We start from the raw sequence: 25,170 nt of genomic DNA on the forward strand, positions 1-25,170 counted from the left end.
CTGAACAATTATATTTTATCTGAAAAGTCCCTGCTCCGTAAAATATTTGATAAATGGATTTTCATCCTCCTCAGAGCCTTCCTCTTCCTGGTCTTCAGAGTCTTCATCCCCGGAACCACCAAATGCATCTTCTATAGATTCTTCATCCTCTGCATCCTGGTCCTTCTTCTTTCCGTCCTTATTATCACTGTCTTCATCAGTGGTATTCTTATCCAGGGTTACTTTCACAGTATTTTCCTCATATCCGGAACCTCCAGGAACCTGCACGGTAAGTTCAACCTCCTCGCCTGGTTCATAGTAAGCCAGATAAGAAATCAACTGTTCAATGCTGCTGACTGTTTTTCCCTCAAATTTAGTGATTACAGATTTTTCCTTCAGGCCAGCCTTCTCAGCTGCACTTCCATCCATAACCTGGTATACATAAACGCCAGACGGAATATCATATAATTGTACAGCCTGAGAATCTACCGTCTGTCCTTTGATGCCAAGTACACCATGGTCTTCATCATCCAGTTTATTTCTGGCAGTCTCATTCATCAGATTCTCAAGGATATCTGTTACATCAGAGATAGCAATGGCATATCCCATACCTTCAACCTCTGTGGATGCAAGCTTTGCAGAGTTGATACCTACAACTTCACCATCCATATTCAAAAGTGCACCACCACTGTTTCCAGGGTTGATAGCAGCATCTGTCTGGATCAGGTTTACTCCGTCTGTACTTGAATCATCTGTGCTGCCGTCTGTAACTGTATTGTTATCAGAATCCATTCTGCGGTTCTTTGCACTTACAATACCGGTAGTAACAGACTGTCCGTATCCTAATGCATTACCGATGGCAATTACCTGTTCTCCAACCTTCAGATCATCAGAGCTGCCGATCTTGGCAACAGAAATTGCATCCTTTGTGTCAGAGTCAATATCATCAACGGATACAGCTACAACTGCCAGGTCTTTTTCCTCATCAAAGCCCTTTACAGTAGCTTCTGCTGCAGTTCCGTCTGCAAAGGCTACAGATAATGTATCTGCTCCCTCTACTACATGATAGTTAGTAGCAATCAGATATTCATCGTCATTTTTACCTACAATAATACCGGAACCACTGCCCTCTACCTCCTGTTCCTGCTGTGGGGCATATCCGTACATTCCGTACATTCCATAATAGGTCTGAACCTCCTGAACAGATTTTGTTGTAATAGATACAATGGAAGGAAGTGCTTCTGCTGCAATGTCAGATACATCCAGGCTTCCCTTTGCTGTATCACTCTTCTTGGAATCTGATTTGCTGTCATCCTCTTTTGCATCATCCTTATCTGCTTTCTTTTCTGATTTTGCATAAGTAAGCTTAGCGTCATTTTTATCTGCTGCCTGCACGGTAGTCTCCCCTGTCAGTGCGCTGAATCCCTCAAAGCTTCCTGCTGCCACACCACCTGCAAGAACTGCACACAGGCTAAGTGTCAGACCTTTCTTTACAATTTTTCTGATTTTATCATTATTTTTATCCTTATTCATCATGGTTAAGTCCCTCCTGATTCTCAATTACCCGTTTCAGTGTCTGTTCACTGCAACTCTCTGTTTCCTTTTGATGGTTCTAAGTATAGGGATGATTTGTGTTGAATGTGTGGGAAAATTGTGTTTAATCTGTGACATATTATGGCACTGGCTCCCCTTTCACCGGTATCATATAAAAAGCGCCCTCATGGACGCTTTTTATCTATTCTCATAGCCTTAAGAAAAATACTTTTCCTTTATAATTTCTACCGGCATATCCTCTCCGGTCCAAAGCTTAAAGGAAGCAGCTCCCTGATACAGAAGCATATACATACCATTGCCGGTTCTGCAGCCTGCCTCTTTTGCTTCACGGAGTAATCTGGTTTCTTTAGGATTATAGATTACATCAAATACAAAGAGATCCTTGTGGAACATGGAAGTGTCTGTAATGATAGTCCTGTCTGTGTTCGGTGCCATTCCCACGGAAGTACCGTTTACCAGGATTGCGCTGTCTGCGATAGACGCACGGAGAACCTCCGGATCTTCATAATCGTGAAGTGTTACTTTACATTTTGTACGCTCATTTAATTTGGCAACGATCTCCTCTGCTCTTGAGAAAAATCCATCCCTCACATTAAATACATTGATCTCTGCAACTCCATCCAGTGCAGCCTGTACCAAAATGGCAGTGGCAGCACCGCCGGCTCCCAGAAGTGTCATTTTCTTGCCGATAATATCCACACCATTCTCAGCAACTGCCCGCATAAATCCTACACCGTCTGTAGTGTATGCAGTCAATACACCATTATCATTTACAATAGTATTACATGCTCCGGAAATCTCTGATGCAGGAGAAACCTTATCTGCCAGCTTACACATAATATTCTTGCCCGGCATGGTAATATTCCAGCCTCTGACGCCCATAGTCCTCAGTCCCTGGACTGCCTCCGGCATTTTTTCCTCCGGCACGTCAAATGCAAGATATGTATAATCAAGTCCCAGCTGGTCGCATGCCTCATTGTGCATTTCCGGAGAAACACTGTGCGCAACCGGGCTTCCAAGTAAACATAATAATCCTGTGTGTCCTGTAATATGTTTTGACATAATCTGTATTCCTTTCCGCATTTTATTCGTAATTCAGATTATACACGATTTAAAGTGATAAAGCAAGTCTGTGAGAACAAACTATTAATTGTGCCATGCCAGCCTTCTGCTTGCAGGATGGCATTCTCCTGTCATCCAGTCTACATCATTGGTGATCCAGTCCATGATCCCCAGCTGTCTGGTTTCCCAGGCTACAGTTGCCTCATGCTCCTCCGGTGTCTCATCTCGCTCCATAGTCGTGTCAATTTCATCATATCCAAAGATATATCCACCTGCACTCCAGATACTGAAATTGCTGTCCGGGCCCGGATCCACAGTATCCCCTCTCTGTGCGATCAGTCCGTCATGTCTCGCCTTATATTCTTCTTCGCAGCCATCCTTCAGCTTTGTCATAAACATCCTATGACGGATCAGCTCCTTGTTTTCCCTGACAACTCCAAAGTTATGATACATCAGACGCATATCCTCTCCCGGAGTAGAAATCCACTGAAAAGTATCCTGGATTTCCCCTGTCAGTCTGTCCTTTACTGACTTCTCTTCTGCATTGAGCACAGCACCGTCTGCTTTCTCATAATACCCAAAGATCAGCTGGTCTGCATTCCAGATACTGAAATTTTTAATCTGGTTTCTATCCAGAAAACCGGTAAGCTCCAGCCAGATTTCCCCAAGCTTCCGGCGATATGTATTCATCTGACCATCCTTCACTTTCATGGCAAACGCATGTCTTTCCATAATATAAAACCCTCCTAAAATGTAACAAAAATAATACTGCAGCCACAGGTACAGACAGTATTATTCTACCACAGATTTACAGATATTCTATTCTTTTTTATTCTTTCACTGCACCGGAGGTCATTCCTCCAGCACACAGGTAATCTCAAAATAACTGTGCCAATGCCAGATCCCCGGCCTGCTGTTTTCCGGTGTCAACCTCACCTCTGCAATCTGAAAAGGAAAATATTTATCCAGCGGAATGTTGTCTCTCTCCAGCTTCATGTTACACCTCCTGCAAAAAACTGATGCCTACAGTATAACATTTATTAGCCTGTTATTGTAAAACAACTTAAAGATTCCCTTAGAATATTTTTAACCGTATAGCATTTCTTGAATGTATAAAGTATACATTCAAAACCCAGGCAGAAGCAGCAAGATTTGACCTTGCCTTGCCATCAAAACGGCTTTTCTCCAACTATACTCATGTATTGGAATCTGGAAAAATATGGCTGGGATATCTTAACAGTATTATTATTACTATTCCCGTAACGGTGATTTCCGTTTTTTTGGGAGCAATAGCCGGCATTGTCATTTCCAGACGAAATGACAAATTATCGCAGGGAATTTATTATTATTTTATCTTTGGTCTTACATTGACCTTACAGATTGCATCTATTTTCTTTTTGTTGCAATATTTACATATATATGGTACTTTTTTCTCTGTAATCTGTATCTTTATTTCATTGCGGATTCCTTTTACTGTTATGACATTCTGTAGCTTTGTAAATGGAGTACCACGAGAGATCGATGAAGCATCCATGGGCACATAAGGGAATTCTATTTTTAGATAAACAAGTTTATCAAAATCCTTTTTATCCCGCAAGAATGAATGATGATGAAATTGCCGTAGCGTCTTGCCTTGCATGTATGAAAAACTTCACAGAAAACGGAACAGAATTTTATTCATTACGCGAAGCACTTCAGGATACTTATTTATCTTTTATGCTTGAGCAGGCAATTGAAAGCGAAAAAACAGTAAAAACAGAAACACAGCCCTGGGGCTTTTAAGAATCACAGAGGGGTGAGGACTTGAAGAAATATCAATTTCAAAAGAGAATTTTATTGCGCAGCATTTTCATTATGCTAATACTATTTATCATACTAACTATGGTATTTTCCAGTTATGTCATCAAAACCAGCACAGCAGAATTCGAAGAACAAATTGATGTTCAACTTCGAGGAATCACCGTATTTCTATCTCCCCAGGGATTCCACAAAGGTTCCTTTTACATCACTCCAGTTACGTTCTGCATAGTCAAGAAGATATACAGCCTGCTCCAGCAGTGCATCTGTAGCATAAATCATACCGATCATATTTTTGTTAGTCGGATCTACAATCGCACTGTCCATACCGGCATTCATGGCCAGAACCATAAAAGCCTGGTTAATATTTTTTCTTACCGGAAGACCAAAGGAAATATTTGACAGTCCACTGGTGAAATGTGGCTCCTGCTTCTGACTGCATTTTGGCTCTTTCCCTGATCAGATCCGCATCCTTCTCTTATTTTCTCCTCCATATATACTATCTTACTGTGAAAAAATTCACAGAAAAAAACTGCCGACAGATTTTCTCTTTCGACAGTTCTCTTAATATTACTCATATCACTATAATTTTTACACTTATCCTTATTTCACAGTTCCCATCTTATTCAGAGGCCAATATCTCACAGCCACCTGTGCCTCAATGGCATCCTTTTCCACAAAAGTATTTGTCCAGTATCTGGAATCCATACTGTGATTACGATTGTCCCCTAACATAAAATAGCAATCCTCAGGCACTGTATAGGGTCCAAAGCTGCCTTCCGGTGTTTCCGGACAAAAGCTGTCATCCAGCGGCTCTTCAGAATCGTTAATATACACTTTACCATCTACGATATTAACAGTCTCACCCGGGAGCCCGATCACCCTTTTTACAAAAAGCTGTGAAGGATCATCCGGATATTTAAAAATCACAATATCAAATCTCTCCGGCTCCTTATTCTTATATGCCAATCGGTTTCCAAATACTCTGTCACCTGTCATAATAGTCTGTTCCATGGAACCTGACGGCACTCTTGCATTAATATACACGAAATGTCCCAGCAGAAATGCGATTACAAAGACAACAAGAATAATCTTTGCATAATCCCAGATTTCCTTCCACACAGATTGTGCAGGCTGTTGCTGTTGTTCTTCCTGGTTTTTTTCCTCGTTTTCCATTATCAGTTTCACCTCCAGAAAATTCATAACTGTTTACAGTTTAACACATTACAGCTGAAACTACTACTTAAAATTCTATAAATTTATAAAATCTCCTTCCAAAAAAGGTACAAAATGTTTCACGTGAAACATTTTGTACCTTGTGTCATAAACAGACCTTTCTATCAAAGGGACTGATGGTAAGTACTCAGGAAATCCTTTAATTTACCTGCTGCCTCTTTCAGCACTTCAATTCGCGGCAGGTAAACTACACGGAAATGATCCGGCTGTCCCCAGTTGAATCCACCTCCATGAACCAACAGGATCTTCTTTTCCCGTAAAAGATCCAGAGCAAATTTCTCGTCACTGACAATACCGAACTTTTTCACATCAATCTTCGGGAACATATAAAATGCAGCCTTAGGCTTCACAGCTGTAATTCCCGGAATATCTGTCAGTGCATTGTAAATATATTCTCTCTGCTCATAAATACGTCCGCCCGGAACAATATAATCATTTACACTCTGATGACCACCCAGAGCAGTCTGTACAATAGACTGTGCCGGCACATTAGAACAAAGTCTCATATTGGAAAGCATCTTCAGGCCCTCAATATAATCTGCTGCAATACGCTTATTTCCACTTAAAATCATCCAGCCAATTCTGAATCCCGCGATCATATGAGATTTGGATAAACCACTGAAGGTTACACAGAACAGATCCGGTGCCAGGGATGCAATGGAAACATGCTCCTGTCCATCCATAACCAGGCGGTCATAAATTTCATCAGAAAAAATGATCAGCTGATGCTCTCTGGCAATATTCACAATTTCCTGCAGCACTTCTCTCGGATATAAAGCACCCGTAGGATTATTAGGATTGATCAGCACGATTGCCTTTGTTCTGCTTGTAATCTTTTTGCGTATATCATCCATATCCGGATACCACTCAGATTTCTCGTCACAGATATAATGAACTGCCTTACCTCCTGCCAGAGTTGCACAGGCAGTCCAAAGTGGATAATCAGGAGAAGGGATCAGGATTTCATCTCCATTATCCAGCAATGCAGACATACACAGATTGATCAGTTCACTGACACCATTTCCTGTATAAATATCCTCCACACTGACATTTGGGATTTTCTTCAGCTGTGCATACTGCATGATTGCTTTTCTGGCTGAAAAAAGACCTTTGGATGCGGAATATCCCTCACAGTCTGTCAGCTGATCACGCATATCATAAATAACCTCATCCGGTGTGCGGAAGCCAAAAGGTGCAGGGTTTCCGATATTCAGCTTCAACACCTGTGTTCCGGCAGCTTCCATACGACTTGCTTCCTCTACTACCGGTCCTCTCACATCATACAATACATTATCAAGCTTTGATGATTTTTTAAACTCGCGCACTTTTCGTCCCTCCTCAACTGTCTGCTCCATGCCTTCAGCTCCTTTTTCACTGCTTCCATCAAGGTCTTCCGGATGCTTTTCAGCTTCCGGTGTCATCACTTCCGGATCCATTAGTTTCTCTGCATCTCCATTTCCCATCAACCATTCTTCTGTTACATCCAGTACCCCGGAAATAAAATGCAAGATTTCTGCTCTGGGAATCGTCTTGCCACTGAGATACTGACTTACATGACTTTTTCCAAGCTTCACGCCCTGCTCCTGAGCACAGCGCACCAGATCTACCTGTTTCATCTGTTTATTATTTAAAGCCTCTTTCAGCCTTTCTGCAAATGTATGATTCGCCATATTTTTCTCCCTTTCCTTTCGAAAAAGTACGGCGGATAAAATCATCCGCTTCGCTACTTGATTTGGTTAAATGTAGCAGTTCTTCTATTGCCCATAAAATACTATCTGCTGAATAGTTACATTACAATAATGTCAAAGTTCAATAAGCATTGTTTTGAACTTTATATATTCTCGCCTCATGTAATTGAACTCAGTATATCATCTCATTTTCAAAAATTCAACATTTATTTTTGTATTTTATAGTCTTATTTTTTTGTTCAATTTCATCTTATATATTTCTAAATTCATCAACAAAGCCAGTATCATCATATTGAACTTAGCTCAAACAAAAAAGCACCTCCGATACAAGCCGGTACAATAATGTACTGTTCCTTGTAACTGAGGTACTCCTTATTATTTACTCAATGATCTGTCTCCGTTTATTCTCCCATAACCGGATTCACAATCTTTCCAGCTACAGCACAGGAAGCTGCTGTTCTGGGAGATGCCAGATAGATCTGAACTTTTGATGTTCCCATTCGTCCCAGGAAGTTACGGTTATTGGTGGCTACCACACGCTCTCCATCTGTGAGGATACCCCCTGCACGTCCGCAGCACAGTCCACAACCGGGATGTGTGATCATAGCTCCCGCCTCAGCCAGAATATCCAGGATTCCCATATCTGCTGCCTGTCTGTAAATCTTGCGGCTGGCAGGTGTGACGATCAGCTTCACATAATCTGCCACTTTCTTTCCCTTCAGAACCTCAGCTGCTGCCTGAAGATCCTCCAGACGTCCGTTGGTACAGGAACCGATAAATACCTGATCAATCTCTGTGCCCTCCAGTTCCTCTACAGGGCGGATCTTATCTACCTGGGAAGGACATGCCATAACCGGTACAAAATCTTCGGCACGATAGGTCAGAGTCTTCATATATACCGCATCCTCATCTCCTGACAGGCTCTTCTGAAAATCATCCAGTTCAATTCCACAGTACTCTGCTGTTTTCTCATCCGGTGTAAACAACGCACATTTGGCTCCTGCCTCTATTGCCATATTTGACATTGTCATACGACTTGCCACAGACATATTCTTCACTGTACTTCCGGTAAATTCCAGTGATCGGTAAGTTGCACCTGCTGCTGTAAGATCACCGATGATCCGCAGGATCACATCCTTGGACATTACATTTTCCGGAAGTTCTCCATCGATCACAATCTTAATGGTCTCAGGCACCCGGATCCACATGGTGCCGGTTCCCAGGATACTTGCCATCTCTGTATATCCGATACCTGAGGAAAAAGCACCCACACAGCCATAGGTAGTAGTATGGCTGTCTGTACCAAATACCACGTTTCCGGGCTTCACATAACCAGCTTCCGTCATCAGCTGATGACAGATTCCGTCACTTCTATGTACATTTTTCATTCCAAATTTCTTTGCAAACTCATCTCCCACATGGAAATGTCTGGTATCGTCCAGCTGACTGGCCGGAACCAGATGATCATAGATCAGCACAACTTTATCCGGATCCCAGAGCTTTGTAAATCCCATCTCTTTGAACTTTTCTGCAACAAAAGGAATGAAAATATCGTGGATCATCACTCTATCCACATTTACAGTCACAATATCTCCCGGTTTTACCGCTTTTCCCACATTATTTCTGATAATCTTCTCAATAACTGTCTCGCCCATTTGCTTCTCCCTTCCTCTTAATCCAGACCATTCAGCTTACGCATAGCCTTTACCAGACCGCCTGCCCGGATAATATCCATGAGATTCTCCGGCAGAGAAGCAATTGGGTACTGTTTGCCATTGTAATCTACATGCTCATTCAGCACTACAGTTACCTCATCCCCCTCCTTGATCTCATCATAGAGGGTTGGCTGCTCAATCAACAGAAGTCCGTTATTAATTGAGTTGCGGAAAAAGATCCGGGCAAAGGATTTTGCGATCACGCACTGGATCCCCAACGCCTTGATAATCTCCGGTGCCTGCTCTCTGGAGGAACCGCAGCCAAAATTTTTGCCTGCAACAATAATGTCACCCTTACGGATCTGTCCAGCCAGCTCCGGACGGAGAGGGCTGAATCCATACTGCTTCATATCATCTATCGTTTTCAGTGCCAGATACTCAGTAGGGATAATAATATCTGTATCAATATCATCTCCAAGTACCCACACCTTTCCTGTGAATTTTTCCATAATATTTACCTCGTTTATGTCAATTGGATAAAATCATCCTCTTTGCTACGCAGCTCTACGCCGAATAACTGCTCCGCAGTTTATTCGGTTAAAAACTACTTAACTTCACTGGCCAGAGCAATTTTACCTGCAATGGCAGATGCTGTAACAGTTGCTGCTGATCCCAGATATACCTTAGAGCTTGGATGTCCTGCACGGCCTTTGAAGTTACGTGTTCCTGTACTGATCAGCACCTCGTTTTCACCGATAACACCCTGACAGCTTCCCCAGCAAACACTACAGTTCGGGTTCATAACAATTGCTCCTGCATCCATAAAGATGTCCAGCAGTCCTTCCTTCAGTGCCTGTCTGTAAATGGTCTGGCTTGCAGGTACCACCAGGAAACGAACACCCTCAGCAACCTTTTTACCTTTAATAATCTCAGCACCTACTCTGAGATCTTCAATACGTCCATTATTGCAGGAACCAAGAAAGGCTTCATTAATCGGAATTCCACAGGTTTCCTCTGCAGGAACTACATTATCCACAAAATCAGGCTTTGCCACTACCGGGCGCACCTTGGACAGATCAAAGGTATATTCTCTGGCATAAACTGCATCCGGATCACTGTGGAATACAGCCTTTGGCTCACGACCATGCTCTCTCAGGTATTCCATTGCCTTCTCGTCGGCCTCAAAAATACCGGTCTTTGCACCGGCTTCTACTGCCATGTTGCAGAGAGCCATTCGGTCACTGATGCTTAATGTCTTTGCACCTTCACCGGTAAACTCCATAGCCTGATAATTACATCCGTTTGCCCCGATCTCACCGATAATGGTAAGGATCAGATCTCTGGCATAAACACCCTCCGGTAATTTTCCCACAAGATTAAACTTCACAGATTCCGGTACCAGTACCCAGGAGGTTCCTGTCACCATACCATAGAGGAAATCTGTACATCCAACACCTGTGCCAAAAGCACCCAGTGCACCATAAGAGCAGGTATGACTGTCTGCACCAAAGATCAGCTCACCGGGACGTACATAATTCTCGATCATAACCTGGTGGCACACTCCCTTTCCTTCCCAGAAATCAATATGATTTTCCCTTGCAAAATCCCTCATTTTTTTCTGGGATGCGGCAGTTTTCGGGCTGTCAGAAGGTACATTGTGGTCTACAATAAATACCAGCTTTTTTGCATCTGCAATATGAGGATTTTTTAATTTATTGTTGTACATATCCACTGTCAGATGTGTAGTTCCGTCATTGCTCATCAGGCGGTCCAGCTTTACCGTATGGATATCACCCGGTTTTACACTGTCTACTCCCGCAGCTGCAGCAATGATTTTCTCTGCGATTGTCATTCCCATCTTATTTTTCCTCCTCTCGGTTCAGAGAGGCGATCAGACCACCCTGATTTAAGATTCCCTGCATATATTCCGGCAATTTGGTACAGGAATATATTTTTCCCTTCGCTTCTGCTGTTCCCTCAGACATATGGAGCACCATTTTGTCTCCTGTCTGAACTTCATCCGGGAGATCTTTACAGACAATTGCCGGAAGTCCGATATTAATGGCATTTCTGAAAAAAATCCTGGCAAAAGATTTGGCAATAACAGCCTGCACACCCAAAGCCTTCAACACACCAGGTGCCTGCTCTCTGGAGGAACCACAGCCAAAATTCTCTCCGCCAACCACAAAATCTCCAGGCTTTACCTTCTTTGCAAAATCCGGATCCAAAGATTCAAAGGTATGTCCTTTCATCTCATCCAGATTTGGAAGCAACAGATACTGTGAAGCAATGATCTGATCTGTATCCAGATCATTATGAAATTTAAAAATTGTTCCCTGTTCCATAATATATGATTCCTTTCTGATATATTCATTGTACACTCATTCCCTGAAACTTTTTGTCAGACAATGTAAAAATTCTTTTCCTATTCTAACACAAAATATTGCAGAAAGAAAATAAAAGATATCACGTTCTTCATTTATATGTTCTGGTAAAAATATCCAAATATTCTCTTTCCACCTCTTCAAAGGGACGTACCTCATAAGTCAGATCTATATGAAGCCCTGGTGCCTCTGTCTGCTGTTTTTCTCCCAGAAGGATTTCCAGATCATACCAGAGCAGTGCATGATCGATTTCATCCAGCCGGGTCTGCTCTTCCTTTGTCAGCCCAGAACCCAAAAACTTCTTATAAATCATACAGAGCAGCTGTTCCTCCCATATCTGATACTCAGGCAGCTCTTTTTTAAACGGTGAAGGTACATCTGACATATAGCATTCACTGGCGTCATGAAGCAGACAGGCCAGAACCATACGGTCAGACAAGCCTCTGGCAGCAGCCTCTTTTGCACAGCAGATACAATGTTCTCCCACTGACCAGAAAGTCTTTACATGACCATTTCCCCTGCAGATCAATGAAAGAGCATGTGCAATATCCTCAATCCGGATCAGCTCCGGATCCGGATTTGTTGGTTTAAAATGATTTCCTGTATAGGTTGTTATATATTCACTCATGTTGTTCCTGCTTTCTCACATTTAAGTATAAAAGTCATTATAATTTATTTTTGTTCTTTTTCCAACCCGGACTTTTACATTAACACAGCCCATTTATAATTCATAAAAACAGATATTTTTCTTTGGCAAACCTTACATAAAAGCCTGCATATTGATATTGTATTTTATTGCTTTTTTATAATATATCTTTTATAATGAAAACTATGATAAAAGTAATTCTGCGAAGCAATCCGCAGACTAAAACTAGAACGTGTTTGAAAAATTGATAAAATATCAGGAGTATACAATGGAATTAAAAAACAGGACTTTATCAAATTTCGCCGAGCTTGTACGCACCGGTGAATGTAAAAATTTCAAAGGCCGACTAAAAGTAGGCGTGGATCTTGGTACTGCCAACACTGTTCTGGCAGTTGTAGACAATACCAATCGTCCCATTGCCGGCATATCTGCACCTTCCCGCGCAATCCGTGACGGTGTGATCGTTAATTTTTATGAATCTGTTCAGCTTGTCACAAAACTGAAAGCTGAACTTGAAGAGAAATTAAAGACTGAGCTTCTTTATGCGGCAGCAGCCATTCCACCCGGAGTCTCTCAGGGAAGTACCAAAAGCATCCAGTATGTGCTGGAGGGCGCTGGCTTTGAGGTTACGAATATCGTAGATGAACCAACCGCTGCAGCGGCTGTACTTAAGATCACAGATGGTGCTGTAGTTGATGTAGGCGGCGGCACCACAGGAATCAGTATTCTCAAAGATGGCAAAGTAATCTATACAGACGATGAGGCTACCGGCGGCAGTCACATGACAATGACAGTGGCAGGGCATTACAATATTCCCTACGAAGAAGCTGAAATTTTAAAAACAGATCCTTCAAAGGAAGATGAAATTTTCCCTGTGATCAAAGCTACTGTAGAAAAAATGGCTACCATCACTCAGAAATTTCTCAATGGTTACCAGGTTCCTGCTGTATATGTTGCCGGAGGTTCCGCCAGCTTCAGAGATTTCACAGCTGTATTTGAGAAAAAGCTGGGACTGCCTGTTTATCGTCCGGTTCATCCACTTCTGGTTACTCCGCTGGGAATCGCTTATTACTGCGATCTTCCTCCTGTCACGCATAAAAAATAATTATTATTTAAACACCCCGGAATTTCAAAAAGAAATTCCGGGGTATTTATATGTCATTCTACATTTTTGGTTGCAACAATATCCACACCGGTATCCGCCACATTTTTAAGAATGATATCTCCAATATGAACAGGTGCCGGAACTTGAATGCCTTTCAGGGCTCTTACACATTCAAAGATCTTATCTTTAGGAATATCCTCTTTTGTTTTTACTGATACCATATGAATGCTGCCCCCTGATACACGTACAGTAGAGGTCACGATCCTTGTAGGATCAGTCACTTCTTTTCTGGCATATACATCACCGCGCTTACAGGTATTTCCAGTGACACTTACCACCTCTTTGCCATTCATCACAACAGTAAGAGGACAGCCCATGGGACAGCCGATACATGTCAGTTTTCTCTCTTCCATAGTTTACGCCTCCTCAATCTTAACTGTGATGGTCTGAAGATCAGGATATTTCAGAAGCTGCTCTTTTGTCAGCTTAATCTCTTCCATTTCTCCTGGTGCAACAACCGGACGTTTTTTGTGGATCACTCTTTCGTCATCAAAATATGCACTGATGTAGCAGTTTGTATAAACACCGCCCACACGGAAGCGCACGGTCAGATTCTCATCCATACGGTCTGTATGGATGGTTCCCGGAACTGTGTATCTGACACCTTCAACCGGATTTATCCTGATCTCTTTTCCCTCTGAGCTTCTTTCACTTCCCAGTTTCACATATTCAGCAGCATTTCTTCCGGCAGTTCCGGCTTCTTCAGATACAAAGTCAACCAGGTCATGTACGTGCAATACATTTCCACATGCAAATACACCTTCAATATTTGTCTCAAGGCTTTCGTTTACTTTAGGTCCTGATGTAACAGGATTCATATCCACACCCATACCTCTTGAGAGCTCATTTTCCGGAATTAAACCTACGGAAAGGAGAAGAGTATCACAGCTGTATTCTTCCTCAGTTCCGGGGATTGGCTTTCCATGATCGTCTACCTGTGCCAGTGTAACACCTTCCAGCCGTTCTTTTCCCTTAATATCAACAACTGTATGGCTGAGCTTCAGCGGGATTCCGTAATCATCCAGGCACTGAACAATATTTCGTTTCAGTCCGCCGGAATAAGGCATCAATTCTGCAACTACTTTAACCTTTGCACCTTCCAGTGTCATTCGTCTTGCCATGATCAGACCAATATCTCCGGAACCAAGGATCACAACTTCTCTTCCCGGCATATAGCCTTCAATATTTACCAGTCTCTGTGCTGTACCTGCTGAGAAAATACCTGCAGGGCGATAGCCCGGGATATTCAGTGCTCCTCTGGAACGTTCGCGGCATCCCATTGCCAGAACAACTGCTTTTGTCCGGATCTCAAAAAGTCCTTCTTCACGATTCATTGCAGTGACTATCTTCTGAGAGCTGATATCCATAACCATTGTGTTTAATTTATATTCAATGTCCAGTTCTTTCACCTGTCCAATAAAACGTTCTGCATATTCCGGTCCGGTCAGTTCTTCTTTGAATGTATGAAGTCCGAATCCATTATGGATACACTGATTCAGAATCCCGCCAAGCTCCCGGTCTCTTTCAAGGATCAGGATACTGTCAACGCCGCTTTTCTTCGCAGAGATCGCAGCTGCAAGTCCTGCCGGTCCTCCTCCGATGATAACAATATCATAAGCTTTCATGATTCAATGCCTCCCTTTTATAACGAATCCTTATTATTATCTGTGACAATTCTGGAATTTCCACCGGATTTCGTAATATCAAACATGCTCACATGTCGTTCTCTTGCCAGGATCTCCATTGTTCTCGGGGAACAGAAGCCAGCCTGACAGCGTCCCATACCGGCTCTTGTTCTGCGTTTTACTCCATCCAGTGATTTTGCTCCCAGAGGTCTGTTGATGGCATCCATGATCTCACCTTCTGTTACCATCTCGCAACGGCAGATAATATTTCCATACTCTGGTTTTTCTCTGATCAGGGCGATTCTTTCTTCCTTGCTAAGGGTATTGGGATCAAGAATCCCTTTTCTTGTTGCGATGAAATCTTCCTTTTCTTCCAGGTTCATTTTTTCCTTTAGGATCTGTGCTATCATTTCCCCGATGGCCGGTGCACTGGTAAGTCCCGGTGATTCGATACCTGCACAGTCGATGAAACCTTTTGCATCTTCCACTTCACCAATCAGAAACTCATTTCCGTCCTCATGTGCACGAAGTCCGGCAAATGAAGTGATAACCTGACGGAGCGGAATATTTTTTACATTCATTTCTGCTTTAGCGATCACCTGGTCCAGACCTTCTCTGGTGGTGTTGGTTCCCTCTTTATCATCAATATCAATTGCGGTTGGACCCAGGAGCAGATTTCCGTGGACTGTGGGTGCCACCAGGATCCCTTTTCCGTATTTTCCCGGAAGTGCGAAGATAGTTTTACTTACATGGTTTCCTGCGCTCTTATCAAGCAGACAGTAATCTCCACGCCGGGGTGTGATATGGATCTTCTCCTCACTTACCATATTATGAAATCTGTCTGCATAAACACCGGCTGCATTTACCACGTATCTTGTCTGGAAAACTCCATGATCTGTATGGACCTCCCAGCCCTTATCTATTGGTTTAAGATCCGTAACTTCTGTATCAAATTTAAATTCCACACCATTGGCATTTGCATTCTCTGCCATTGCCATATTCATACCAAAAGGACATACAATACCGGCTGTAGGTGCATAAAGCGCAGCGTAAGCCTGATCGGAAATATTCGGCTCCATTTCCTTCAGTTCCTCACGGTTAAGAATCCTTAACTCCTTAACTCCATTTGCAATGCCTCTGTTATACAGTGCCTGAAGATTTGGCATATCTTCTTCATGCAGACATACAACCAGAGAACCATTTTTCTTAAACGGAAAATCCAGATCCCGGGAAAGCTGTTCCATCATCTGATTTCCCCTGACATTCAGTTTTGCCTTCAGTGATCCTTCAGCAGCATCATAGCCGGCATGGACAAGAGCACTATTTGCCTTGGAAGTGCCGCAACATACATCCTCTTCTTTTTCAATTACACAGGCTTTTATTTTGTACCGTGACAGCTCTCTTGCTGTTGCCGCACCTGAAACTCCGGCTCCGATAATTATTACATCATACATTCCCAGATCACTCCTTAATCACTAATCCTCTTTTGCCCATCCATAAGCGTATTTGACAGCCTTGTTCCAGCCCTTGATACGTTTTTCTCTTTCTTCATCAGAAATCTGCGGCTCAAACGTTTGGTCAATTGCCCAGTTTTTAACAACATCTTCTTTACTTGTCCAGTATCCCACTGCCAGACCTGCAAGATAAGCAGCACCCATTGCTGTTGTCTCCACACATTGAGGACGGTTAACCGGTGCATTGATAATATCAGACTGTGTCTGCATCAGGAAATCATTTGCGCTTGCTCCTCCGTCAACCTTAAGTGCTGCCAGATCAATCCCTGAGTCTGCTTTCATTGCTTCCAGTACATCATTTACCTGATAAGCAAGAGATTCCAGGGTTGCACGGATAATATGATATTTGTTAACTCCACGTGTGATTCCTACAATAGTTCCTCTTGCATACTGATCCCAGTGCGGTGCGCCAAGTCCGGTAAATGCAGGTACCACATAACATCCGTTTGTATCTTTTACTTTCTTTGCCATGTATTCTGAATCTGATGCGGACTCAATAATACGAAGTTCATCTCTCAGCCACTGGATCGCAGCACCTGCTACAAAGATAGAGCCTTCCAGCGCATAATTTACTTTTCCGTCCAGTCCCCACGCAATAGTTGTTACCAGACCATTTTTTGAAAAGATTGGTTTCTCACCGGTATTCATAAGAAGAAAACAGCCTGTTCCATATGTATTTTTTGCTTCTCCTGCATTGAAACAGGTCTGTCCGAATAAAGCAGCCTGCTGATCTCCGGCAGCACCTGCAATTGGGATAGATCCGCCAAGATAAGATATATCTGCCTCTCCGTATACACAGCTTGAAGGTTTTGGTTCCGGCAGCATACATTTGGGGATATCCAGCTCTGCAAGGATCTCCTCATCCCATTCCAGCGTGTTGATGTTAAACAGCATCGTGCGGGAAGCATTAGAATAGTCTGTTACATGAACTGCACCTTTTGTCAGTTTCCAGATCAGCCAGGTCTCAACTGTACCAAATAGTAATTCCCCTCTCTGCGCCCGTTCTCTCGCACCCGGCACATTGTCCAGGAGCCATTTTACCTTTGTTCCTGAGAAGTAGGCATCAATAACAAGACCTGTTTTTTCTCTGAATTTATCAATGAGTCCTTTTTCCTTCAGGCTGTCACAATATTCAGAAGTTCTGCGGCACTGCCACACGATGGCATGATAAATTGGTTCACCGGTCTCTTTATCCCATACAATCGTAGTTTCCCTCTGATTCGTAATACCGATTGCAGCAATATCTTCAGCGGTTGCCCCGATCATATTCATTGCTTCAACAGCTACACCAAGCATACTTGCCCAAATCTCATCCGCATCATGTTCAACCCATCCTGGTTTTGGAAAATACTGTGTGAATTCCCTCTGTGCAACGCTGCACAATTCTCCCTTTTCATTAAACAGGATGCATCTGTTACTTGTTGTTCCTGCATCCAGAGCCATTACATATTTAGCCATTCTTTTTCCTCCCTTTCATGGTCTCCTTTATAATGATTGTATTATATAAGACAATTTCTGACAAATCCAGAATAACGCATATGTCAAAATTTATTCTTTTTTATAACATTATACTATTAATTTTGTCCAATATAAAGGAAATATGTTTCAAATTTTTTAGTCATTTTTTAATAAAAGTCTATATTTTCCATTGACGTTTTTGGTATTTTATGTTAGCATGAAGGCAATTCAAGATATCGAATGACGAAACTGGGAGAGACGCAGAATGTGCGCCGAAGGGGATGAAGAACTCTCAGGCAAAAGGACCAGTTTCCGACGAACCTCTGGAAAGCAACAATAAAGTTGCACCGAAGAAGCAACCGATCACAAAATTTCGGGTAATCTTTCAGGTTAAGATGACAGAGCGCAGAACAAGTATTTATTTGTTCTGCGCTTTTTTATGTATATGATTTTAAAAGCCCCCATAAGCAGGGGGCTTTTTTTTCGTTTCCTATTTTTATAGCGAAAAATACTTAATTCACCTTTGATGGATCAATTTCTGTAATGGTCGGTGCTGTCCAGGTCTCCAGGGCATCCATATCAGGCGTATAGATACGCATATACAAATGGAAACCTCCGTTATCTACAGGAAGCCAGTTTGTGGTATCCTCCGGTGCATCCTTAGACAGAATAACATCAACGGAACCATCATCATTCACTTTCAGATCGGAACGGTCATTTATGCAGTAACGATCAATAGGATTATCGATCAGGAAATCATCGTCCCCATATGCAGTCACAGACCAGAATCCCCCTTCAAGAACCTGCGGATAGCTTTCAAAATGAAGAATATATGATTTTTCTCCTGTGAGAGTATTTCCATCCGCATCCTGCTCTATCTTTGGATACAGCGCAACTTCAACTGTATTGGCACCAAGCCCTGCAAGAGCTACCAGTGCACGATAAGCATATTCTGTATTGAAATCTCCGATCGGTTCACCAAAATAGTCCCACTGACCAAGCTTTTTTGAGAATTTCTGGCCCTCTTTGATAAGCTTTAGCTGAATTTCTGTCAGCATTGTCTTCCAGTTTTCTGCAACATCACCGGTAAGAACAGAAGTGTCAAATTCCATACCAGGACCTATATTCACAGCTGCTATTTTTTCAAGCATTTCCTTATCCGCAGCTGCCGGAGAATTCTTTACCATCAACTCATTGGCCTTATTAAAAAATGTGATCGGATCCATGGAAAGAACCTTATCAACAGGAATATAATCATTCTCTTCGCTGTAGCTTCCCCTCGGAGGTTCATAAGTGTCTCCGGATATATAATCGGAAAGCGGCATAAGTTTCATTTTTTCCTGGATGGCATACACATTTGGAAGATCCTCTTCTCCTGTTAAAACGATTCTGGTGATGGACCATGCCATGGATGTAGGAACATCTATACGGGTAACTCCCTCAGGCAGTTCCCCTTCCCACGTAGAAAGAGTAATTGCATATACACCAGCCTTATCAAGAACCGCGGCAGTATTTGTCCATCCATCCAGTACTTGAACCTTACAAAAACGATCTGTTTCCGGAAGTTCATAGACCATCGGCTCCTCGCTCAGATCATACCAGACCTGTGAATAGATCGTATCCACATTAGGAGTCACCACAGTCTTGAATTGTGCATCTGCCAGTGCAACACTGTGTATAAACTGATTTACAGGTGCTTTTTCGGTAGCAGCTTCCTCTGTGTTCGTTGCCGAGGTCTCAGTCGCATCCATAAGCACCAGCGGAAATGTATAAACATAAGCAGCTTCCACTGTCTCCCATATATTTTTATCTGTCTCACTGTCAGCAGATGCTACAAATCTTTTCATATTCATATCCTCCTGCTTCCGCCCCAAAACTTTATGGTTCAATAATGTTAAAATATTTATACTCTGACGTAACAGTAACCGCATCCATCAATCGTGTCAGGCAGGTCTCATCACCCTCCTGTTCGATCAAAGCAGCAACATTCTCAGCGTTTTTCTGAACAACAGCCAACAGTCCGGCACGTTTGGTATTCCATGTCACATCTGCATCCGGATCCTGTGCATCCTTCTGATAAAGAAGTACGCCATTTTTTACGCGGAGTACATAATTACCTTCCGGCAATATAATATTTGCTGTAAAGGTCAGATCTGGAATCTTCGTCGTATCTACAAAAATTCCCAGATAATCCAGAATCATATCCGGTGTCATATGTAAGAAAACATCACCGTTACCGCTACTTCGCGTTGCATCATCGGTATTTGTACCATTTCGCAGTTCCTGTGCAGCACAAAGGTAAGCGCTGCGCCATGGACCTGATTCTGCCTGATATCCCAATTGCTCCAATGCATCCGCACACAGATAACGTGCATCCGTATTTTCCGGATCAGCAAAAACCAGCGTATTGGTAATCTGAGCCACCCACTGATATTCTCCCTTGGCAAAATCTTCTTTTGCTTTTTCAAGAACAGCATCTGTATCACCGAAATATTCTACCAGCTTTTGGGCATAATCCGATGGTGTAAGTTCAGCAAGATGGACAGGATTACCGTCATACCAGCCCATATATTTCTCATATACTGCCTTCGAATTATGAGAAACTGTACCGTAATACTGACGAGTATACCAGACTTTCTCCAGTTCCTCCGGAAGCTGGATCATATTGGCAATCTCTGTTTCCGTATAACCTTCATTAATGTAGAGCAATGTCTGGTCGTTAATAAACTTATATACAGCTGCAGTATTGGTCATATATTCCTGAATGGTATCATTTCCCCAATGTGGCCAGTTATGGGACTGGAATACCACATCTGCCTTATCACCATAGAGAGCCAGAGATTCCATGATGTACTCTGCCCATGCGTTTCCGTCACGCACCTGGGCTCCGCGGAGTGTATACAGATTGTGGAGTGTTCCTGTACAGTTTTCAGCCATCCACAAAGCATTTTTGGATCCAATCCAGAAGTTCATCTCTGCCGGTGCTTCGGTGCCCGGAGTAAGCTGAAATTCAATTTCCACTCCGTCAATAGTATGCTTCTCACCAGTTTGTGTGATTTCAAGTGTAGGAGAAATATAACTTGTTCTACCCTTGGACTGTCCCATACCAATACCAATGGCAAGGGATCCTGTTTCACCACCCTCAAGCATTGTTCCATACTGATAACTTGCTCTTCGTCCCATAGCAGTACCTGCATAAATATTCTCGCTGACAGCATGCTTCTCAAAGCCTTCCGGTGCAATTACCTGCACATTGCCGGCTTGTACCTCTTCTTCCGAAACAATTCCCTTGACTCCACCGAAATGATCAACATGAGAATGGCTGTAGATCACTGCCTTTACAGGAAAAGTGCCCAGATTCTCTTCCACCAGGGCAAGAGCCGCTTGTGCACACTCTACACTCATCAATGGATCTACTACAATCCATCCTGTATCGCCTTTTATGAATGTGACATTTGACATATCATAGCCACGCACCTGATAAATTCCATCCGTTACTTCAAAAAGACCATAAATGTGATTCAGCTGTGTATCTCTCCAAAGACTGGGATTTGCTGTATCCGGAGCGTCCTGATCCAGAAAAGCATATGCCGTCTGACTCCATACAAGCTTTCCGTTCTCATCATAAATATCCAGAGTATCCGGAGAAGCGATCTGACCCTTTGTAGCATTCTCAAACTCTGCAGTATCCTCGAAATCCAGCAATGCATAAACTTCCTGGTTTGCATCAATCGTATACTGAGTGGCCGGTTTACTTTCCGCTGTTAATTCTGATGCTGCAGCTGCAGTTAAACTGCCACAGATAGTCATGGTAAATGTCAATGCAGCAGTAATCAAAGCAATTACTTTTTTTCTTTTCATGTTATTTCCCCCTTGTCCTACAAGAATTTTGAATATTCTCTGCTGTAAATCTCAATTGATCACAAGAGCTATATTTAATAAGAATATAGCATGAATATATCAGGGAAACAATCAAGCTGTTGCGAAATGACATTTTTATTGCGGTAAATCAACACAATAAGCGGTAAAACAACATTTCTTTATAACATTTCTTTATATAGTGGGATTACTTTTCATAGCAACTGCAGCCAACCTGACCATATGATTTTCTTCACTTATAGATTTCATTTGGTCTGCATTAAACAAAATGCATCCACAGTGTCCCGGAAATGTGGGAAAACATATAATTTTCAGATTGGTATCTATTTCCGGACTATAGTCCATGATTTCAAGTGTTTCACCGTACAAGGTGGCACGTTCATAAACATGAAGCCATTTTGCGTCCATATTGGAGAAAAGGCTGGAAAAGGAATTCCCGATCATCTTGTCCAACGGCAGCTTTTCCAGTGTAGCCAAGGCTTCATTCCCATATCGAAAGATCCAGTCCACTGCCTTTTTTTCTTCATTAAATACCATTTCTATATCCGTAAATGCAAACGGGAGACTATCACATATTTTATAATATTTGCTATATTCTTCCGGGGTCAGCGGCAGCTTTTTTTTACTGATTTTTGCAATCATAAGCTCCTGTTTTTTCTGCAGTTCTTCTCTGAGAGCCTTTTTCTTTCTCTTTGTATAGCAGATTTCCTCTCCATTAGACAGTAAAATTTTATCTCCAATATCACTGATTGCAGACACTGCAATCATACAGCCACGTTTTACCTCCATAAACCCTTCATCCAACTGCTTCTTTAATTCTTTCAATGTTATTCGACAACGATAAACACTTCCATCAAACATATGAATGGTACAATGATCATCAGACATGATCACATAAAGAATATCTGCACACCGGAGTGCGATCTTAGCACGATTGAAGGTTACTGTAATGAATTTCTGCTGCATGGCACCATCTCCTATTCACAATTTTACAAAAGATCAACAACCTTGAATAGAATCGACAAAAGAATGTACAAGGTTTCTGCTGTTTTCATCAAGCTGATAGGAATATTCAGGATGCCACTGAACACCCACCACATATTTACAAGCTGGCATATAAATGCTCTCGATCAAGTCGTCTTCTGAAATCGCCATTTGTTTAAACTGAGGTGATAGTGTTTTAATTGCTTGATGATGATAGCTGTTCACCCTAATGTGTTCTTTGCCTAAAATATCATAAAGCGGAGTATCCTTTTGTATTGTATTCATATGTACGGTTTTGTCGTATGAAGGTTCTATACGATGATTGATACAGGTGCCATATTCCGTCTTCAGATCTTGATATAAGGTTCCATCATAGCAGACATTCATCAGCTGAATACCACGGCAAATACCAAGAACAGAGCGATCTGCTTCCACAGCTTTCTTTAAAATATATTGCTCCATTTCATCTCGTGCCTCACAGCAGGGCCCGCACCAGGGCTTCCGTTCCTCCCTGTAAACAGCCGGAGACACATCATGCCCTCCACTTAACAAAAAACCACCGCATATTTCAATAAAATAGTCTAACTCATAATGATTCGTTGTTAAAGGAAGCACCAGGGGTATTGCATTTTCTGCTTCGAGCATCTGCAGATAACGCGGCTGTATCCAGTAACTTTTCTTTTCAGCATCATATAGCGGCATAACACCGATTACTTTTCTCATCTCTGTTTCTCCTTAAATTCCATCATGCTGTATATTTCATACTATTTACCATTCATTATACTCTATATACATAAATTTGTCACAAAAAGAGTGCAACTCAAAACGAGTTACACTCTCTATGTATCATCAACTTGTTTACTTTATTTTGCATATCATTCATTTCTGTATTTGCTATATCATGTAATACGATAATAAAAAAGTTTTTTCCTTTTCAGAATAGTTTTTTCCCGGTTCCTATTAATCATCATAGTGATTCCAGTCTCCCAATAAACTCCTGTCACTATGTCCAGTCTTGTGGCCTCTGTCATCATAATGATTCATTCCGCCAAAGAACCCTGGCCTGCTTTCTCCAATTTTATGGCCTTTGCTGTCGTAATGATTTATACTTCCAAATAATCCCGGTCTGCTATACCCATCTTTCTTACTTTTTCATCATCCCATGTCAACGCCCAGGGACTGACAATGTAGAAGGCACCATTCTTTTTCAATTTCATCTCCTTCTTAACTGTCCATTCCGCATAGTGAAATTTAATCTGTTTATTTTCGTAAATAGCCGTGTGAATATAATCTACGTTATAATACACCGTTTCATTCTCTGTCTTCGGTCGGTTTACAATGAAGACATATCTGGAAAGCATTTCGGCATCTGTCTTACAGCAAAGCTTCTCCAATTTCTGTATCAATTCTTTGGATTTCTTTTCTGTAATAAATTTAGAAGACTGAACTGCATCCACAAGAAGCTTCAACTCTGGCAGCTCAAAATCCCTGGCACCAATATAATAGCCAGGACACTTGCCCTTCTTCTGCTGGATATCCAGTCCGAATTTATCAAGAATCTCCATCTCTGTATAAATTGTTCTTCGGTCCGTACTAATGCCATATTCACGATCCAGGATCGTACATAATTCCGATGCATTTAGCATGTGTGTATCATCGGTACGTTCAAGCAAGATTTCCATCAGATATAACGTACGGAGCTTCTGATCAAATGAAGCCATTGCACATCATCTCCACTTTCTGTCTCAACTTTTCCTAGTGAAACATTCTATATTCTTTGTATCTGTTTTTACATTTACCACTCTTCACATTTAATACCGCTTATCTGTTCAATTGGAATGACCGTTTGATCTGTCATGATTATGGTATGCTCATATTCGTCTACCTTTTTTACAATACCAGAGCACGTAACATAGGATCCGCCGGCTTTTTTTGCATCGGGAATAAAATAAGTTATCGATACATTCTGTTCTATACCGATATTATTTCTGATTATATTGATTTTTTCGTTCAGCTGAGCAATCACTTCCTCGCTCAGTTCCAATCTTTCATCGGTTAATCTTGCCGTTTCTTTTATCGCAGTATCATGTCCGGTCAGCGCTGCAAAAGGAGCAAATTGTGCTGCCCGATCCCGAAGTGGCATTTGCGGATGATTCTTAGAGACCGGATGCGATAAATTGATGATATCTTCATAAGAATTATTTTTCATCCTCTTCCAACTCCTTTACGCCTTATGTCCGCCAATTTGTTCATTTCTGTCCTTGGCGGTTGCACCTTCCTGAAGATTCATTCCCTTCAGTACAGCGTTTTTTCCAAATTTCTTCTTAATACTGAGCATTGCCTCCTGCATACGTTTCTCACGATCCAGCGCAGCTTCTTCCTCTTCCTTCTTTTTCCTTTGCGCCTCATAATCCGTAAAAAGATCCAGCTGTTCATACACTTCTTCTTTTTTGACAGAACTTTCATCCACAAGCCTGTTCGCTGTGATATTGATTCTTCTGACAAGCAGGTTTCTGTCAACGATCCTGTCATATAACTCTATAC

General features: G+C 42.0%; 24 protein-coding genes, 1 pseudogene and 1 riboswitch. Of the genes and pseudogenes, 2 read left to right on the forward strand and 23 right to left on the reverse strand.

Features of this window, described 5'->3' with window-relative positions; all coding sequences use genetic code 11:
• Positions 1 to 15: 15 nt before the first annotated feature.
• From ACTNDS_RS14605 to ACTNDS_RS14620, 4 genes are all read right to left on the reverse strand, one after another.
• Complete coding sequence (locus ACTNDS_RS14605) at positions 16 to 1,515, reverse strand: S1C family serine protease (protein ID WP_441036590.1); 1,500 nt, start codon at positions 1,513 to 1,515, stop codon at positions 16 to 18.
• 213 nt (positions 1,516 to 1,728) lie between these two features.
• A complete protein-coding gene (aroE, locus tag ACTNDS_RS14610; RefSeq protein ID WP_173743129.1) occupies positions 1,729 to 2,595 on the reverse strand; it encodes a shikimate dehydrogenase in 867 nt (288 codons plus the stop codon).
• Positions 2,596 to 2,679: 84 nt separating this feature from the next.
• A complete protein-coding gene (locus ACTNDS_RS14615; RefSeq protein ID WP_173743128.1) occupies positions 2,680 to 3,327 on the reverse strand; it encodes an L-rhamnose mutarotase in 648 nt (215 codons plus the stop codon).
• Positions 3,328 to 3,447: 120 nt separating this feature from the next.
• Positions 3,448 to 3,591: a hypothetical protein gene (locus tag ACTNDS_RS14620; RefSeq protein WP_441036591.1), complete on the reverse strand. Its 144-nt coding sequence runs from the start codon at positions 3,589 to 3,591 to the stop codon at positions 3,448 to 3,450.
• A gap of 525 nt (positions 3,592 to 4,116) precedes the next feature.
• On the opposite strand from ACTNDS_RS14620, the gene ACTNDS_RS14625 reads away from it, so the two are divergent.
• Complete coding sequence (locus tag ACTNDS_RS14625; protein WP_441036592.1) at positions 4,117 to 4,377, forward strand: hypothetical protein; 261 nt, start codon at positions 4,117 to 4,119, stop codon at positions 4,375 to 4,377.
• Between the two features lie 186 nt (positions 4,378 to 4,563).
• On the opposite strand, the gene ACTNDS_RS14630 is transcribed toward ACTNDS_RS14625, so the two are convergent.
• The 8 genes from ACTNDS_RS14630 to ACTNDS_RS14665 form a co-directional block, all read right to left on the reverse strand.
• Positions 4,564 to 4,743, reverse strand: coding sequence for a hypothetical protein (locus tag ACTNDS_RS14630; protein ID WP_441036593.1), 180 nt, complete (start codon positions 4,741 to 4,743; stop codon positions 4,564 to 4,566).
• 252 nt (positions 4,744 to 4,995) lie between these two features.
• Positions 4,996 to 5,568 carry a signal peptidase I gene (lepB, locus tag ACTNDS_RS14635; protein ID WP_186994374.1) on the reverse strand — a complete coding sequence of 191 codons (573 nt, stop codon included), beginning with the start codon at positions 5,566 to 5,568 and terminating at the stop codon, positions 4,996 to 4,998.
• 164 nt (positions 5,569 to 5,732) lie between these two features.
• On the reverse strand, positions 5,733 to 7,298 hold the full coding sequence (locus ACTNDS_RS14640) for an aminotransferase class I/II-fold pyridoxal phosphate-dependent enzyme (protein WP_433844734.1): 1,566 nt from the start codon (positions 7,296 to 7,298) through the stop codon (positions 5,733 to 5,735).
• Positions 7,299 to 7,717: 419 nt separating this feature from the next.
• A complete protein-coding gene (locus tag ACTNDS_RS14645; RefSeq protein WP_173743122.1) occupies positions 7,718 to 8,971 on the reverse strand; it encodes a 3-isopropylmalate dehydratase large subunit in 1,254 nt (417 codons plus the stop codon).
• 17 nt (positions 8,972 to 8,988) lie between these two features.
• The gene (locus ACTNDS_RS14650) at positions 8,989 to 9,480 is read right to left on the reverse strand and encodes a LeuD/DmdB family oxidoreductase small subunit (protein ID WP_019163280.1); all 492 of its coding nucleotides are present in this window, start codon (positions 9,478 to 9,480) and stop codon (positions 8,989 to 8,991) included.
• A gap of 95 nt (positions 9,481 to 9,575) precedes the next feature.
• A complete protein-coding gene (locus tag ACTNDS_RS14655) occupies positions 9,576 to 10,829 on the reverse strand; it encodes a 3-isopropylmalate dehydratase large subunit (RefSeq protein WP_303242920.1) in 1,254 nt (417 codons plus the stop codon).
• Between the two features lies 1 nt (position 10,830).
• The gene (locus ACTNDS_RS14660) at positions 10,831 to 11,316 is read right to left on the reverse strand and encodes a LeuD/DmdB family oxidoreductase small subunit (protein ID WP_019163282.1); all 486 of its coding nucleotides are present in this window, start codon (positions 11,314 to 11,316) and stop codon (positions 10,831 to 10,833) included.
• Positions 11,317 to 11,446: 130 nt separating this feature from the next.
• Positions 11,447 to 11,983: a hypothetical protein gene (locus ACTNDS_RS14665; protein WP_019163283.1), complete on the reverse strand. Its 537-nt coding sequence runs from the start codon at positions 11,981 to 11,983 to the stop codon at positions 11,447 to 11,449.
• Positions 11,984 to 12,269: 286 nt separating this feature from the next.
• On the opposite strand from ACTNDS_RS14665, the gene eutJ reads away from it, so the two are divergent.
• Positions 12,270 to 13,106: an ethanolamine utilization protein EutJ gene (gene eutJ / locus ACTNDS_RS14670; protein ID WP_441036594.1), complete on the forward strand. Its 837-nt coding sequence runs from the start codon at positions 12,270 to 12,272 to the stop codon at positions 13,104 to 13,106.
• A gap of 53 nt (positions 13,107 to 13,159) precedes the next feature.
• Here the strand turns inward: eutJ and ACTNDS_RS14675 are convergent, their stop codons facing one another.
• The 11 genes and pseudogenes from ACTNDS_RS14675 to ACTNDS_RS14725 all read right to left on the reverse strand — a co-directional run.
• Positions 13,160 to 13,519, reverse strand: a complete 360-nt coding sequence (locus ACTNDS_RS14675; protein WP_303242922.1) for a DUF1667 domain-containing protein — start codon at positions 13,517 to 13,519, stop codon at positions 13,160 to 13,162.
• Between the two features lie 3 nt (positions 13,520 to 13,522).
• On the reverse strand, positions 13,523 to 14,791 hold the full coding sequence (locus ACTNDS_RS14680) for an NAD(P)/FAD-dependent oxidoreductase (protein WP_441036595.1): 1,269 nt from the start codon (positions 14,789 to 14,791) through the stop codon (positions 13,523 to 13,525).
• Between the two features lie 17 nt (positions 14,792 to 14,808).
• A complete protein-coding gene (locus ACTNDS_RS14685; RefSeq protein WP_173743117.1) occupies positions 14,809 to 16,245 on the reverse strand; it encodes an NAD(P)/FAD-dependent oxidoreductase in 1,437 nt (478 codons plus the stop codon).
• 21 nt (positions 16,246 to 16,266) lie between these two features.
• Positions 16,267 to 17,763: a glycerol kinase GlpK gene (gene glpK / locus ACTNDS_RS14690; protein WP_441036596.1), complete on the reverse strand. Its 1,497-nt coding sequence runs from the start codon at positions 17,761 to 17,763 to the stop codon at positions 16,267 to 16,269.
• A gap of 240 nt (positions 17,764 to 18,003) precedes the next feature.
• A riboswitch (glycine riboswitch) is annotated at positions 18,004 to 18,081 on the forward strand.
• 194 nt (positions 18,082 to 18,275) lie between these two features.
• Positions 18,276 to 19,610 carry a DUF1254 domain-containing protein gene (locus tag ACTNDS_RS14695; protein ID WP_441036597.1) on the reverse strand — a complete coding sequence of 445 codons (1,335 nt, stop codon included), beginning with the start codon at positions 19,608 to 19,610 and terminating at the stop codon, positions 18,276 to 18,278.
• Positions 19,611 to 19,641: 31 nt separating this feature from the next.
• Positions 19,642 to 21,624, reverse strand: coding sequence for an alkyl/aryl-sulfatase (locus tag ACTNDS_RS14700; protein ID WP_441036598.1), 1,983 nt, complete (start codon positions 21,622 to 21,624; stop codon positions 19,642 to 19,644).
• Positions 21,625 to 21,816: 192 nt separating this feature from the next.
• Positions 21,817 to 22,608: a LytTR family transcriptional regulator DNA-binding domain-containing protein gene (locus tag ACTNDS_RS14705; protein WP_441036599.1), complete on the reverse strand. Its 792-nt coding sequence runs from the start codon at positions 22,606 to 22,608 to the stop codon at positions 21,817 to 21,819.
• 33 nt (positions 22,609 to 22,641) lie between these two features.
• Positions 22,642 to 23,349, reverse strand: coding sequence for a gamma-glutamyl-gamma-aminobutyrate hydrolase family protein (locus tag ACTNDS_RS14710; RefSeq protein WP_441036600.1), 708 nt, complete (start codon positions 23,347 to 23,349; stop codon positions 22,642 to 22,644).
• A 380-nt stretch (positions 23,350 to 23,729) separates the two neighbouring features.
• Entirely contained in the window at positions 23,730 to 24,347 is a 618-nt protein-coding gene (locus tag ACTNDS_RS14715; protein WP_441036601.1) for a helix-turn-helix transcriptional regulator, read from the reverse strand.
• Positions 24,348 to 24,421: 74 nt separating this feature from the next.
• Positions 24,422 to 24,835, reverse strand: coding sequence for a hypothetical protein (locus tag ACTNDS_RS14720; RefSeq protein WP_441036602.1), 414 nt, complete (start codon positions 24,833 to 24,835; stop codon positions 24,422 to 24,424).
• Positions 24,836 to 24,850: 15 nt separating this feature from the next.
• Positions 24,851 to 25,168: pseudogene (locus ACTNDS_RS14725) on the reverse strand (DNA methylase); the annotation flags it as partial.
• Between the last annotated feature and the right edge of the window lie 2 nt (positions 25,169 to 25,170).

This window comes from Blautia sp. HCP3S3_C12, from assembly GCF_052064155.1.
Lineage (GTDB): Bacteria > Bacillota > Clostridia > Lachnospirales > Lachnospiraceae > Blautia_A.